Here is a 13,083-nt window from a genome sequence, read left to right on the forward strand (position 1 = left end):
TGCCAGGCGGGGGGAACCGGGAGCGCGGCCCCGCCTCCGAGCCCCGGGGCGGGGCCGCACGTACCGGTCGGGCGGCGGCTCAGACGTCGAGCCGCTGCCCCGGCACGATCAGATGGGGGTCGGCCCCGATGACGTGCCGGTTGGCGGTGAACAGCGCGCGCCAGTCGGTGTGGTGCCGGGCCGCGATGGTGCTGAGCGTGTCACCGCTGCGGACGGTGTACCCGCCGCGGTGCTCCGGGTGCCGGGGGCCGCGCACCAACGGGCTCCGGGCCGTGCGGGGTGCGGGGGTGGCGGTCGGGGATGCGGGTGCGGCGACCGAGGGGGCGGCGCCGCTGGCCCCGGCCCGGGCCGAGCACACGGGCCAGGCGCCCCAGCCCTGGCCCCGCTGGACCTTGGTGGCCACGGCGATCTGCTGGGCCCGGGTCGCCCGGTCGGCGGTGGGGGCGTAGGCGGTGCCGCCGTAGGCGCGCCAGGTGCTGCCGGCGAACTGGAGCCCGCCGTAGTAGCCGTTGCCGGTGTTGATCGACCAGTTGCCGCCGCTCTCGCACCGGGCGATGCGGTCCCACACCCCGCCGTCCGCGGCGCCGGCGGTGCCGGTGGCGGAGAGCAGGGCCAGGGGGGCGAGGAGTACGGCCCCGGCGAGTACGGCGGTCCGACGGGCGGTCACGGGATGTCCGGACATGAGGTTCCCTCTCCGACAACCCGGGTCCCCCGGATGCACCGGAGTGCTCCGCACGTGGGGTGCGGAGCGCTCCGGTCCACCCCGTCCGCCGCCCGGCGCGCCGGGCGCCGGGCTCGCCGGTGGTGCGGCCGGCGGACGTACCCGAGTGGTGCTCGGTGCACACGGCCGAGGAATCTAGGGAGGGGGACGGCGCGGCATCAACCATCGGCCCGTCGGGGCAGGCCAGTCACCGTTTACCCTGGGTAGCGGCCAATTCCGGTCACCCCCTTCATCATCCGATGTCAGGATTTCCCGCCCACTCGGCCCACCTCCCTGTGACTCAGTTCACCGACTCAACTCCATTGGCGCCCCATGGAGTTGACTGTGCGTAGCCGAATTCCCCCGTCAACTCACGCTCCGCTCGGGTTGGTTCGATTCCGTTGCTCTTCGGGCGTGACCATGCCCACAGCTTCCCCGTTGTCCCTGACATGAGCCGGGGACCACTCGGCCCACCGGCCGGGAACCGCCCGGATCGGGCCGGGAGCAACCCGGCATCGCACGCACGAGAACCGAGGAGCCCCCCGTGCCGCGCATGCTCGACGTCAGCGATGACGTACGCGCCGAGATCGGTGACGCAGAAGCCGACCGGCTGCTCGCCGGTGAGAACGCCCCGGGCGGCTACGACTGCACGTCCTGCCGCACCCCGGGCGACTCGGAGCGGGAACGCACCAGCACCGTCCTGTTCATCGGCGAGGAGACCGCGGTGCTCGCCTTCGCCCACGCCACGTGTCTGCCCTCGCAGATCGTCCGGGTCAACGAGGAGGAACTGAAGGGAGCCGTCCGTTCCATCACCGGCGCGGAAGCCGACCCGGGCGCCCCCGAGCAGGCCGTACTGGGCATCACCAGCGGTCTGGTCCTCCTCGCCGGGGAACTCCACCCGGCGCTGGTCGTCGAACCCACCGCACCGATCGCCCGGGCGGGCACCCCGGGCGAACACGGCGACGAGTTCCTGCCCCTGCTGGTCGAACAGGGCTTCCACCCCGTTACCAGCGTGGACACGGTGCCGGCTGTCCTGCGGGGCTGGTCGGTGCTGCTGGCGATGGGACAGCTGCACGCCGTGCTCCAGCCGGGCCCGACCGGTGGCCAGCCGGTCGCCTGGTGGCAGGCGCACCAACCGCTCCAGGTCACCGAGGGCTGGCGGACGGCGGCCAACAAGGCGCAGCAGGTCCTGGTGTTCGCCGCGCCGGTCGGTTCCATCGGCCGTCAGCCGCGGGAGGACCTCCTGCGCGACGCGCTCGACAAGGCCGCGGCGAACGGCCGGCTGGTCGCCGGCACCATGCCGCTCGCCGGCACCTGAGCGCCCCGTTCCCCGGTGCGGCGCCTCCCGCACCGGGGAACGGTCGGTCGTCACCGCGCACGGGCGCCCGGTGACGACCGGCGAAATCGGGAGCTCCGGCCGCATCCGTCGGAGCCCGGTGTCGTTGGCAGTTCGTGTACACCTACGACCCCACCCACCGTCCCCGCCACCCGAGCCCCATCCCGTCCATGCGTCCGGCACGGGAACTCCCGGGCGGCGCGGCGGCCACCCCGATCTACGACGCGCTGTACGCCGAGTACCGCAGGTTGTTCCGGGCCCTGCCCGGTGACCACAGCGGCGAGGAGGGGCTGCGGTTCACCGCCTTCGGCACGGGTCCGCGCGGGTCGCTGCCCGAGCGGTACGGATCCGGCTCGTACGGCTCCACGCCCTCGGGGATGACGGGCGGACTGTCGACGGGTGGGCACGGGTCGGCCCAGCAGGGGGCCGCCCACCCGGACGCGCGCCACTCCCCCGGCTACGAGGCGGGCCCCCGGTACGAGGCCCGGCCGGGGCCCGAGCGGACCGCCCCGGCGCATCCCACCGGGATGGTGCCCGTCTGGCAGACCGGCGGGCGGCACGGCTCGCACCTCCCGGCGCTGCCGCCCGCCCGACGCCGGGAGCCCTGACCGCGCCGGGCGTGCCGGACAGGCTCCTTCGTGCGTCCGCTACTTCTTGCGTCCGCGCTTCTCGCGCACCCGGACGGAGATGTGGATCGGGGTCCCCTCGAAGCTGAACTCCTCGCGCAGTCGACGCTCCACGAAGCGTCGGTACCCGTGCTCGATGAAGCCGGAGGCGAAGAGCACGAACCGGGGGGGCTTCGTCCCGGCCTGGGTGCCGAAGAGGATGCGGGGCTGCTTGCCGCCGCGGACGGGGTGCGGGTGCGCGGCGACGAGTTCGCCGAGGAACGCGTTCAGCCGACCGGTGGGCACCCGGGTCTCCCAGCCCGCGAGGGCCGTCTCGATCGCCGGGACCAGCTTCTCCATGTGCCGCCCGGTGCGTGCGGAGACGTTCACCCGAGGGGCCCAGGCGATCTGCGCCAGCTCGGTCTCGATCTCGCGCTCCAGGTAGTAGCGGCGCTCCTCGTCGAGGGTGTCCCACTTGTTGAAGGCGACGACGATCGCGCGGCCGGCCTCCACCGCCATGGTGACGATGCGCTGGTCCTGGACGCTGATGGTCTCCGAGGAGTCGATGAGGATCACCGCGACCTCGGCCTTCTCCACGGCCGCCGCGGTGCGCAGCGAGGCGTAGTAGTCGGCGCCCTGCTGGAGGTGGACCCGCTTGCGGATGCCGGCGGTGTCCACGAACTTCCAGGTCTTGCCGCCGAGCTCGATGATCTCGTCCACCGGGTCGCGGGTGGTGCCCGCCATCTCGTTGACGACGACCCGCTCCTCGTTCGCCACCTTGTTCAGCAGCGAGGACTTGCCGACGTTGGGGCGGCCGATGAGCGCGATGCGCCGGGGGCCGCCGAGCGCCGTGCCGAAACGCTGTGCGGGCGCCTCGGGCAGCGCTTCCAGGACCGCGTCGAGCATGTCGCCCGTACCGCGGCCGTGCAGCGCCGAGACGGGGTGCGGCTCGCCGAGGCCGAGGGACCACAGTGCGGTGGCGTCGGCCTCGCCGCTGGGGCCGTCCACCTTGTTGGCGCACAGCACCACGGGCTTGCCGGCCTTGCGCAGCAGCCGGACGACCGCCTCGTCCGTGTCCGTCGGGCCGACCGTGGCGTCCACCACGAAGACGACCGCGTCGGCCGCCTCGATCGCGTACTCCGCCTGCGCGGCCACCGAGGCGTCGATGCCGAGCACGTCCTGCTCCCAGCCGCCGGTGTCGACGACCTTGAAGCGGCGGCCGGCCCATTCGGCCTCGTAGGTGACGCGGTCCCGGGTCACCCCGGGACGGTCCTCCACCACGGCCTCGCGGCGACCGATGATCCGGTTCACCAGGGTCGACTTGCCGACGTTGGGGCGGCCGACGACGGCGAGGACCGGCAGGGGGCCGTGTCCGGCCTCCTCGATGGCGCCCTCGACGTCCTCCAGGTCGAAGCCCTCTTCGGCGGCGAGCTCCATGAACTCCGCGTACTCGGCGTCGCCGAGCGCCCCGTGGTCGTGCCCGTCGCCCGTGCCCTCGGAGGGAGTGTGCTGGTTCATGAAGTCCGTACCTTCGTTCATCGTGGTGATCGGTGGACCGACCCGTTCGGGGTGATCCACTACTCAAGTGTCGCCTAGCGGCCGGTGAGCCGCCTGGCGTTTTCCAGGTGGGCGGTCAACTGCTCCTGGATGCGTCCGGTCGCCGCGTCCAAGGCGGTGCGGGTGCGCCGGCCGCTGCCGTCGTCGGCCCGGAACGCCTCGCCGAAGACGACGTCCACCCGGCTGCGCAGCGGGGGCAGCCCGGGTATCAGCCGGCCCCGGCGCTCGGTGCTGCCCAGCACCGCCACCGGGACGATCGGGGCGCCGCCCCGCACCGCGAAGTACGCGAGCCCGGCGCGCAGCGACGCGAAGTCGCCCGCGCCCCGGGTGCCCTCCGGGAAGATCCCGAGGGCGCCGCCCTGCTCCAGGACGCCGAGCGCCCGGGTGATCGCGGACCGGTCGGCGGTGGAGCGGTCGACCTTGAGCTGGCCGATGCCGTCCAGGAAGGGGCCGAGCGGACCCACGAACGCCTCCTGCTTGATCAGGAAGTGCACGGGGCGCGGTGCGGTGCCCATGAGCATGGGTCCGTCGATGTTGTGGGAGTGGTTGACGGCAAACACGAGCGGGCCGGTCACCGGGACCTTCCAGGCGCCCAGGACCCGCGGCTTCCACAGTCCGTACATCAGGCCGACGCCGATCCGGCGGCCGATGTCGGCGCTCCGGGTCGAGGGGACCCGCGTCGTCGACGCGTCCGTCACCGGCCCGCCCGCTCACCGTCGACGAGCACCTGGGGGCCGCGCCGGTCCTGGACCAGGGTGACCACGCACTCGATGACCTGCTGGAGCGTGAGGTCGGTGGTGTCGACCTCGACGGCGTCGGCGGCCTTGGCGAGCGGCGAGGTCTTGCGGCTGGAGTCCGCGGCGTCCCGCTTGACCAGGGCCTCCTGGGTGGCCTTGACGTCGGCGCCCTTCAGCTCGCCGCTGCGCCGGGCCGCGCGGGCCTCCGGGGAGGCGGTGAGGAAGATCTTCAGATCGGCGTCGGGCAGGACGGTGGTGCCGATGTCCCGGCCCTCCACCACGATGCCGCCCGCGGCGGCCGCGGCGATGCTCCGCTGGAGCTCGGTGATCCGGGTGCGGACCTCGGGCACCGCGCTGACCGCGCTGACCTTCGCCGTGACCTCCGGGGTCCGGATCGGCGCGGCCACATCGGTGCCGTCCACGCTGATCGTCGGGGCGGCCGGGTCCGTGCCGGACACGATCTCGGGCTTGTCCGCGACCGCGGCGACGGCCGCCGGGTCGGTGACGTCGACGCCGTGGTGCACCATCCACCAGGTGATCGCCCGGTACTGGGCGCCGGTGTCGAGGTAGCGCAGGCCCAACTGGGCGGCGACGGCCTTGGAGGTGCTGGACTTGCCCGTGCCGGACGGACCGTCGATCGCGACGATGACTGCGGTGGTTCCGGCGACGGTTTCCACGGGGCACCTTCCAGGGGTGGGGCATGACGGGGCGGTCCGGGCCCGCGAGGGCCCCGGACAAGGTTACTTGTTCCGACGGGGCCGCCCGGACCGGTGCCCGCCCCGGGAACACCGCCCGGCCGGAGCCCCGCGGTGGGGCCCGGGCCGGGGCGGGAGGGTGGCCGGGCCGCCGGGACGCGGCGGCCCGACCACCCGGCTAGGGGCGGATCGACCAGCCGCGTTCCCGCAGCGCCGCGGTCAGCGCGGGCGCGGCCGTCGGGAGGACCACCAGTTCGACGAGGCCCTCCTGCCGGCCGGTGGCGTGTTCGATCCGTACGTCCTCGACGTTCACTCCGGCCGCTCCCGCGTCCGCGAAGATCCGGGCGAGCTGCCCCGGCTCGTCCCCGATCAGCACGACCACGCTCTCGTAGACGGCGGGCGCGGTGCCGTGCTTGCCGGGGACCCGGGTCTGGCCGGCGTTCCCCCGCCGCAGCAGGGCCTCGATGCCGGTGGCGCCCTCGCGTCGCTTCTCCTCGTCCGCGGACTGGAGCGAGCGCAGGGCCCGGACGGTGCCGTCGAGGTCCTCGGCGACCTCGGTGAGCAGGTCGGCGACCGGGCCGGGGTTCGCGGACAGGATGTCGATCCACATCCGGGGGTCGGACGCGGCGATCCGGGTGACGTCACGGATGCCCTGGCCGCTGAGGCGCACCGCGGACTCGTCGGCGTGCTCCAGCCGGGCGGCCACCAGGCCCGACAGCAGGTGCGGCATGTGCGACACCAGCGCCACCGCGCGGTCGTGGGCGTCCGCGTCCATGACCACGGGCACCGCCCGGCACAGGGCTACCACTTCCAGCGCCAGGTTGAGCACCTCGGTGTCGGTGTCCCGGGTGGGCGTGAGCACCCAGGGGCGGCCCTCGAAGAGGTCCGCGGTGGCGGCGAGCGGACCGGACTTCTCCCGCCCGGACATGGGGTGGGTGCCGATGTAGCGGGCGAGGGCCTCGGGGGCTGTCCCGAGGGCCTCCAACTGGCGTCTGGGCCCGCCCTTGACGCTGGCCACGTCGAGGCAGCCGCGGGCGGCGCCCCGCCCCAGGACGTCCGCGAGGGTCGTGGCGACGTGGGCGGGCGGCACGGCGACGATCGCGAGGTCCACCGGGCCGGCCGGCGGGCCGTCGGTGCCGGCGCCGAGCGCGGCGGCGGTCCTGGCCTGCTGGGCGTCGTGGTCCACCAGGTGGACGGCCACGCCGCGGCCGGTGAGGGCCAGGGCGATGGAGGTGCCGATCAGGCCGGTGCCGATGACGAGTGCGGTTCTCACTGGGCGATGTCCTTGCGCAGGGCCGCCGCGGCGCCCAGGTAGACGTGGGAGATCCCGGAGCGGGGCAGATCGGTCTCGATGTGCGCGAGCACCCGGACCACCCGGGGCATCGCGCCTTCGACGTCGAGCTCCTGGGCGCAGATCAGCGGGACGTCGACCAGGCCGAGGCCGCGCGCGGCAGCGGCGGGGAAGTCGCTGTGCAGGTCGGGGGTGGCGGTGAACCAGAAGCTGATCAGGTCGTCCGGGGTGAGGGCGTTGCGTGCGAGGACCGCCTCCAGCAGCGCGGCGACGCGCTCGCGCATGTGGTCGGCCTCGTCGCGCTCCAACTGGACGGCCCCCCGGACCGCTCGTACCGCCACCGTCTTCCGCCTTCCGCTTCCGAACCCTCGTAGCGCCGCGCTGCACGCGGGTACGCCGACGGTGCCCAGCCTAGCCAGCGCGACGGGGTCGCACGCGCGCCGTCCGGGTTCCGGGGCGGTCGGAAAATCCCGGAAGGCCGGGCCGGGGCGCCCGTACGCTGGGCGGCATGGCACCCGAGGAACTGGTCCGTCACCACACGATCTACTCCTGTGTCACGGGTTCGCGGGCCTTCGGTCTGGCCACGGAGAGCAGCGACACGGACCGGCGCGGGGTGTTCGTCGCTCCGACGCCGTTGTTCTGGCGCTTCGACAAGCCGCCCACCCATGTCGAAGGACCGGGCGAGGAACGGTTCAGCTGGGAGCTCGAACGGTTCTGCGAGCTGGCCCTGCGGGCCAACCCGAACATCCTGGAGTGCCTGTACTCGCCGCTCGTGGAGTACGCGGACGGGACCGGCCGGGAGCTGCTCGACCTGCGCGGGGCGTTCCTGTCGCGGCGGGTCCACGAGACGTTCACGGGGTACGCGACGGCCCAGCGGGCCCGGCTGGCGGCGGACGTCCGCCGGCACGGCGCCCCGCGCTGGAAGCACGCCATGCACATGCTGCGGCTGTTGCGGTCCTGTCGGGACCTGTTGCGCACCGGCACGCTCACCCTCGACGTGGGCGAGGAGCGCGAACCGCTGCTCGCGGTGCGCCGGGGCGAGGTGCCCTGGGCCGAGGTGGAGTCCCGGATGGCCCGCCTGGTCGACCGGGCCGCCGCGGAGCTGCCCCGCAGTCCGCTGCCGCCGGAGCCCGACCGGGCCCGGGTCGAGGCGTTCCTGACCGCGGTCCGGGCCCGTTCCGCACACCTCGCGGCGGCCCCGACGAGCCGCTGACCTGCGCGGCGCCCACCCGTCTCAGGCGTCCCAGAGCGCTCCGAACGCCAGCAGTTCGTCCCGGTGCTCCAACCGGTCGACCCAGGCCGCGGGCCAGACGTCGGCGCCGAGGTGGGCGCCCGCGAACGCACCGGTGAGGCAGGCGATCGAGTCCGAGTCGCCCGAGGTGCAGGCCGCCCGGCGCAGGGCGGTGAGCGGGTCACCGGGGAAGAGCAGGAAGCACAGCAGCGCGGTGGCGAGGGCTTCCTCGGCGATCCAGCCCTCCCCCGTGACGAGACAGGGGTCGGTCTCCGGTGAGGGGTCCCGCAGCGCGTCGCGGAGCCGGTCGAGGACGGCTGAGCACTCGTCCCAGCCGCGCGCGATGAACTCCTCGGGCGAGGCGTCCCCGGCCCGTTGCCACAGGTCGCCGAGCCAGTGCTCGTGGTAGCGGGTGCGGTTCTCGAAGGCGTACGAACGCAGCCGGCCGACCAGCCCGGTGGGGTCCGCGCCGTGCGCCAGGAGCCGTACCGCGTGGGCGGTGAGGTCGCTGGCGGCGAGCGCGGTGGGGTGGCCGTGGGTGAGTGCGCCCTGGGCCTGGGCGAGGCCGGCCCGTCGCTGGTCGTCGAGCCCGGGCAGCAGGCCGACAGGGACGACGCGCATGTTGGCCCCGCAGCCCTTGGAGTGCACCTGGCTGGCGTCCTGCCAGGGACCGGTGCCGGTTTCCAGCAGGGCGCAGGCGGTCAGACAGGTGCGGCCGGGGGCCCGGTCGTTGTCGGGCGACCGGTACCAGGCCACGAACTCGTCGCGGACCGGGGGCAGCGTGCGTGCGGGGTCGAGGAGGGTCCCGTCGCCCGCCCTCCACAGGGCCCGGGCCAGCGCGAGGGTCATCTGGGTGTCGTCGGTGACGAAGGCCGGCGCCGGCAGTTCCATCGAGCGCCAGGGCCCGCACTTCGCCAGGATGGACGGGACGTCGTCGAACTCGGTGGGGAACCCGAGCGCGTCGCCGAGGGCGAGGCCGACCAGGGCCCCGGTGGCGGGGCGCCCGGCGCGGGCCGGGCCGGGGCGGACCGGGATGGGGGACGCGGGGGTCGGTGAGGTGGTCATGCGGGCCGTCCTTCCGGGCGCAGCAGGGGTGGGTACGGTGCGGTGGCCGTGCCGGCGCGGTAGAGCGCGGCGGGTTTGCCGCGGCCTCCGGTGAGCCGGGCGGCACCGGTGACGGCTTCCACGAAGCCGGGCGTGGCGAGGACCTTGCGACGGAAGTTGGCGGGGTCCAGCGGGGTGCCCCACACCGCTTCGTACACGCGCCGCAGCTCGCCGAGGGTGAACTCGGGCGGGCAGAAGGAGGTGGCGAGCGAGGTGTGTTCCAGCTGGGCGCCGATGCGTTCGCGGGCGTCGGCGAGGATGCGGTCGTGGTCGAAGGCGAGCGGTCCGGGGCGGCCGGCGGGCGTCCACCGGGCGCGCCGGGCGTCGCCGCCGCCCCGGGGTTCGGGCGGGTCGGGGACGAGTGCGGTGTAGGCGACGGAGACGACCCGCATCCGGGGGTCGCGGTCGGGTTCGCTGTAGGTGCGCAGCTGTTCGAGGTGGAGTCCGGCGACGGTGTCGGCGGACAGTCCGGTCTCCTCGGCGAGTTCCCGGCGGGCGGCCCGGCCGGCGGACTCGTGGGGCAGGACGAAGCCCCCGGGGAGGGCCCAGCGCCCTTGGTGGGGCTGCTCGCCGCGCTCGACCAGCAGGACGTGGAGGGCGGCGTCGCGGACGGTGAAGACGGCCAGGTCGACGGTGACGGCGAACGGTTCGAAGGCGTGTTTGTCGTAGCCCTCGGGAGGCCGGCCGCCGTCGGCCCGGTCCCCGGCGGGGTGGGTGCTCATCGCTCTTCCTCCAGGCGGTCGCCGCGTCGCGGGTCGGTCGCGACCGGGGTCGGGCGGCGCCTCGGAGCCACCCTTTTATTGGTCACTCAGACTATAAAGAGGGGAGCGGTGTGCACAAGCCCCGATCGGGGCCGGACGCACGGAGGCCGGGCCCGGAAGATCCGGGCCCGGCCTCGGTGGCGGAAGGGGTGGGTGCCGCCTACAGGTCGACCTCGTTCATCAGCATGCCGACCTCCGTGTTGGACAGCCTGCGCAGCCAGCCGGACTTCTGGTCGCCCAGGGTGATCGGTCCGAACGCCACCCGGACCAGCTTGTCGACGGGGAACCCGGCCTCGGCGAGCATCCGGCGCACGATGTGCTTGCGCCCCTCGTGCAGGGTCACCTCGACCAGGTAGTTCTTGCCGGTCTGCTCCACCACCCGGAAGTGGTCGGCGCGGGCGTAGCCGTCCTCCAGCTGGATGCCGTCCTTGAGCTGCTTGCCCAGGTCGCGCGGGATGGGGCCGACGATGTGCGCCAGATAGGTCTTCTTGACGCCGTACTTGGGGTGCGTCAGGCGGTGCGCCAGCTCACCGTGGTTGGTGAGCAGGATCACGCCCTCGGTCTCGGTGTCGAGCCGTCCGACGTGGAAGAGCCGCGTCTCCCGGTTGGTGACGTAGTCGCCGAGGCACTGCCGGCCGTCCGGGTCCTCCATCGTCGACACCACGCCCGCGGGCTTGTTTAGCGAGAAGAACTGGTACGACTGCGTGGCCACGGTCAGCCCGTCGACCTTGATCTCGTCGTTCATCGGGTCCACGCGCAGGCCCTGCTCCATCACGATGGAGCCGTTGACCTCCACGCGCGCGTTCTCGATCAGCTCCTCGCAGGCACGGCGCGAGCCGTACCCCGCGCGGGCCAGCACCTTCTGGAGCCGCTCGCCCTCCTGCTCGGCGCCGGGGAACGTCTTGGGGGTCTGGACCTGCTTCTTCTCCGCGTAGCGCTCCCGGTTGCGCTCCTCGGACCGTACGTCGTACTCCCGGGAGCGCCCCGGGGCCGTGCGGTCGCCCCGGCCCTGGGCCGACTGCTTGGGACGGCCCTTGGCACCCCCGCGCGCCGCGGCGCCGCGGCCACCCCGCCCGCCGTCGGGGCCCCCGCTGCCGGAACCGCCGGCGCCGCCGGACCCACCCGTCTGGTGACGGCGCTCCTCAGGGCGGGGCCGCCCGGCGCGCTTCTGCTTGTCGTCGCGCCCATTGCCCGCGCCGCGGTGGTTACCGCGTCCGCTGTTCCTGTCGCTGCCGCTGCTTCGCATCAAAGTTCCGTCTTGTCGTCTGCGTCGAAGGTCCCGGAGTCGGGAGCGTCCGGATCGAACGACGGTACGCCCTCCTGCGTCTCGGCCTCGATCGCCTCCGCCTCGGGGAGGAAGGGCGCGAGCTCCGGAAGCTCGTCCAGGCCGCGCAGGCCCATCCGCTCCAGGAAGTAGTTCGTCGTCCTGTACAGGATCGCACTTGTTTCGGGTTCCGTGCCCGCCTCCGCCACCAGCCCGCGCTGGAGGAGGGTCCGCATCACCCCGTCACAGTTCACCCCGCGCACCGCGGAGACCCGGGAACGGCTGACCGGCTGCCGGTAGGCGACGACCGCGAGGGTCTCCAGCGCGGCCTGGGTGAGCCGGGCGTGCTGGCCGTCGAGGACGAAGCCCTCGACCGCTGCGGCGTACGCGGGGCGCGTGTAGTAGCGCCAGCCGCCCGCGACGAGGCGCAGCTCGAAGCCGCGCCCCTGGACCGCGTACTCGTCGGCCAGCTCCCGCAGGGCCTCGGCGACCTGTCGTCGGGGGCGCTGGAGGACCTTCGCCAGGTGCTCCTCGGTGGCCGGCTCGTCGACCACCATCAGCACGGCCTCCAGCGCGGGTCTCAGGTCCAGCGCGGCGACCTCCCCCTGCGTCGCGGGGGCGCCGGCCCCGCCCTCGCCCTGACCGTCGCCGCCCAGCTCGTTCACGCCGCACTCTCCGCCGTCCGGGTGCCGGGCTGCTGTCCGGCACCTGTGTCGTCCCGGTCCGCACCGCCGCGTTCGGGGTCCGTCGCGGGCCGGTCGAACTCGTCGGTGACCCGGGGCCCGCCGTCCCCGTCACCGCCCGTCCAGCTCACCACCAGCTCGCCGAGCGCCCGCTCCTGGTCGAGCGCCACGGCCTTCTCCCGGTACAGCTCCAGCAGGGCCAGGAACCGCGCCACCACGGTGAGCGTGTCCTCGGTGCCCTCGATCAGTTCCCGGAAGCTCGCCCGGCCCCGCTCGCGCAACAGTGCGACCACGACCACGGCCTGCTCCTGCACGCTGACCAGCGGCGCATGGATGTGGTCGACGTACACCTCGGGCTCGGGCCTCGGCTGCATCGCCTTCACGGCGAGCCGTGCGAACCCCTCGGCGCCGATGCCGATCACCACGTCGGGCAGCAGCTCGGCGTGGTGCGGCTCCAGGCCGACGGTGCGCGGCCAGCGCCGGGCCTCGTGCTCCAGGCGGTCGCCGAAGAGGTCCGCGATCTGCTTGTACGCGCGGTACTGGAGCAGCCTCGCGAAGAGCAGGTCACGCGCCTCCAGCAGGGCGAGGTCCGCCTCGTCCTCGACCACGGCGGTCGGCAGCAGCCGGGCCGTCTTGAGGTCGAGCAGGGTCGCCGCGACCACCAGGAACTCGGTGGTCTCGTCCAGGTCCCAGTCGGGCCCCAGGCGCCGGATGTACGCCATGAACTCGTCGGTGACGGTGGACAGCGCCACCTCGGTCACGTCCAGTCGGTGCCGTGAGATCAGGTGCAGCAGGAGGTCGAACGGACCCTCGAAGTTCGCCAGCCGGACCTGGAACCCACCGTCACCCGCGGCTGCGGTGGTCCCGTCGGATGCCCGATCCGTGTCGGGCTCCGTCCGGGGAGCCGTGCTCGTCCCGGCGTCGTGGTCGTTGTCACCCGTGCCCGCCCGGAGCCCGTCCGCTGGTCGGGGCTGCTCGGCCGGCTCGGACCGTACGGACTGCCCGGCAGATACCGGCTGCTCGGACCGTACGGACTGCTCGGAACCCGTGTCCGCGGACCCGGTCGGTTCCGCCGTGGTCCCCACCCCGCCCCCGGGGCCCTTACCCAGAACGCGTCGC

At 74.0% G+C, this 13,083-nt stretch carries 14 protein-coding genes; 3 read left to right on the plus strand and 11 right to left on the minus strand.

Features of this window, described 5'->3' with window-relative positions:
• Window positions 1-79: 79 nt before the first annotated feature.
• Window positions 80-682: a transglycosylase family protein gene (locus ACFYOU_RS26970; RefSeq protein ID WP_391309113.1), complete on the minus strand. Its 603-nt coding sequence runs from the start codon at window positions 680-682 to the stop codon at window positions 80-82.
• 562 nt (window positions 683-1,244) lie between these two features.
• Here ACFYOU_RS26970 and ACFYOU_RS26975 point away from each other — a divergent pair.
• Window positions 1,245-2,018, plus strand: coding sequence for a hypothetical protein (locus ACFYOU_RS26975; RefSeq protein WP_385495208.1), 774 nt, complete (start codon window positions 1,245-1,247; stop codon window positions 2,016-2,018).
• Window positions 2,019-2,206: 188 nt separating this feature from the next.
• The gene (locus ACFYOU_RS26980; protein ID WP_391309115.1) at window positions 2,207-2,644 is read left to right on the plus strand and encodes a hypothetical protein; all 438 of its coding nucleotides are present in this window, start codon (window positions 2,207-2,209) and stop codon (window positions 2,642-2,644) included.
• Window positions 2,645-2,683: 39 nt separating this feature from the next.
• On the opposite strand, the gene der is transcribed toward ACFYOU_RS26980, so the two are convergent.
• The 5 genes from der to aroH all read right to left on the minus strand — a co-directional run bounded on the left by der (window position 2,684) and on the right by aroH (window position 7,262).
• The gene (gene der / locus ACFYOU_RS26985; protein ID WP_387006434.1) at window positions 2,684-4,159 is read right to left on the minus strand and encodes a ribosome biogenesis GTPase Der; all 1,476 of its coding nucleotides are present in this window, start codon (window positions 4,157-4,159) and stop codon (window positions 2,684-2,686) included.
• Window positions 4,160-4,233: 74 nt separating this feature from the next.
• Window positions 4,234-4,821, minus strand: coding sequence for a lysophospholipid acyltransferase family protein (locus tag ACFYOU_RS26990; protein ID WP_387006507.1), 588 nt, complete (start codon window positions 4,819-4,821; stop codon window positions 4,234-4,236).
• Between the two features lie 71 nt (window positions 4,822-4,892).
• Window positions 4,893-5,612: a (d)CMP kinase gene (gene cmk, locus ACFYOU_RS26995; RefSeq protein ID WP_391309117.1), complete on the minus strand. Its 720-nt coding sequence runs from the start codon at window positions 5,610-5,612 to the stop codon at window positions 4,893-4,895.
• Between the two features lie 196 nt (window positions 5,613-5,808).
• Window positions 5,809-6,903 (minus strand): prephenate dehydrogenase, encoded by a 1,095-nt coding sequence (locus ACFYOU_RS27000; RefSeq protein ID WP_391309119.1) that lies wholly within the window; start codon window positions 6,901-6,903, stop codon window positions 5,809-5,811.
• Window positions 6,900-7,262, minus strand: a complete 363-nt coding sequence (gene aroH / locus ACFYOU_RS27005; RefSeq protein ID WP_389771442.1) for a chorismate mutase — start codon at window positions 7,260-7,262, stop codon at window positions 6,900-6,902. Before aroH ends, ACFYOU_RS27000 begins: the two co-directional genes overlap by 4 nt.
• Window positions 7,263-7,429: 167 nt before the next feature.
• Here aroH and ACFYOU_RS27010 point away from each other — a divergent pair, with 167 nt between their 5' ends.
• Window positions 7,430-8,134 (plus strand): DNA polymerase beta superfamily protein, encoded by a 705-nt coding sequence (locus ACFYOU_RS27010; protein ID WP_391309122.1) that lies wholly within the window; start codon window positions 7,430-7,432, stop codon window positions 8,132-8,134.
• Window positions 8,135-8,155: 21 nt separating this feature from the next.
• On the opposite strand, the gene ACFYOU_RS27015 is transcribed toward ACFYOU_RS27010, so the two are convergent.
• The 5 genes from ACFYOU_RS27015 to ACFYOU_RS27035 all read right to left on the minus strand — a co-directional run bounded on the left by ACFYOU_RS27015 (window position 8,156) and on the right by ACFYOU_RS27035 (window position 13,049).
• Window positions 8,156-9,217: an ADP-ribosylglycohydrolase family protein gene (locus ACFYOU_RS27015; RefSeq protein ID WP_391309123.1), complete on the minus strand. Its 1,062-nt coding sequence runs from the start codon at window positions 9,215-9,217 to the stop codon at window positions 8,156-8,158.
• The gene (locus tag ACFYOU_RS27020) at window positions 9,214-9,978 is read right to left on the minus strand and encodes an NUDIX domain-containing protein (RefSeq protein WP_389771433.1); all 765 of its coding nucleotides are present in this window, start codon (window positions 9,976-9,978) and stop codon (window positions 9,214-9,216) included. Before ACFYOU_RS27020 ends, ACFYOU_RS27015 begins: the two co-directional genes overlap by 4 nt.
• 199 nt (window positions 9,979-10,177) lie before the next feature.
• On the minus strand, window positions 10,178-11,263 hold the full coding sequence (locus ACFYOU_RS27025) for a pseudouridine synthase (protein WP_391309125.1): 1,086 nt from the start codon (window positions 11,261-11,263) through the stop codon (window positions 10,178-10,180).
• Window positions 11,263-11,937 carry an SMC-Scp complex subunit ScpB gene (gene scpB / locus ACFYOU_RS27030; RefSeq protein ID WP_391309159.1) on the minus strand — a complete coding sequence of 225 codons (675 nt, stop codon included), beginning with the start codon at window positions 11,935-11,937 and terminating at the stop codon, window positions 11,263-11,265. Before scpB ends, ACFYOU_RS27025 begins: the two co-directional genes overlap by 1 nt.
• A 5-nt stretch (window positions 11,938-11,942) precedes the next feature.
• The gene (locus ACFYOU_RS27035) at window positions 11,943-13,049 is read right to left on the minus strand and encodes a segregation/condensation protein A (RefSeq protein ID WP_391309127.1); all 1,107 of its coding nucleotides are present in this window, start codon (window positions 13,047-13,049) and stop codon (window positions 11,943-11,945) included.
• Between the last annotated feature and the right edge of the window lie 34 nt (window positions 13,050-13,083).

The sequence above is a fragment of the Streptomyces sp. NPDC005955 genome (assembly GCF_042871255.1).
GTDB lineage: Bacteria > Actinomycetota > Actinomycetes > Streptomycetales > Streptomycetaceae > Streptomyces.

Coding starts and splice junctions, on each gene's coding strand:
- ACFYOU_RS26970 (WP_391309113.1), bottom strand. CDS start 682: ATGTCCGGACATCCCGTGACCGCCCGTCGGACCGCCGTACTCGCCGGG.
- ACFYOU_RS26980 (WP_391309115.1), top strand. CDS start 2,207: ATGCGTCCGGCACGGGAACTCCCGGGCGGCGCGGCGGCCACCCCGATC.
- der (WP_387006434.1), bottom strand. CDS start 4,159: ATGAACCAGCACACTCCCTCCGAGGGCACGGGCGACGGGCACGACCAC.
- ACFYOU_RS26990 (WP_387006507.1), bottom strand. CDS start 4,821: ATGTACGGACTGTGGAAGCCGCGGGTCCTGGGCGCCTGGAAGGTCCCG.
- ACFYOU_RS27010 (WP_391309122.1), top strand. CDS start 7,430: ATGGCACCCGAGGAACTGGTCCGTCACCACACGATCTACTCCTGTGTC.
- ACFYOU_RS27015 (WP_391309123.1), bottom strand. CDS start 9,217: ATGACCACCTCACCGACCCCCGCGTCCCCCATCCCGGTCCGCCCCGGC.
- ACFYOU_RS27020 (WP_389771433.1), bottom strand. CDS start 9,978: ATGAGCACCCACCCCGCCGGGGACCGGGCCGACGGCGGCCGGCCTCCC.
- ACFYOU_RS27025 (WP_391309125.1), bottom strand. CDS start 11,263: ATGCGAAGCAGCGGCAGCGACAGGAACAGCGGACGCGGTAACCACCGC.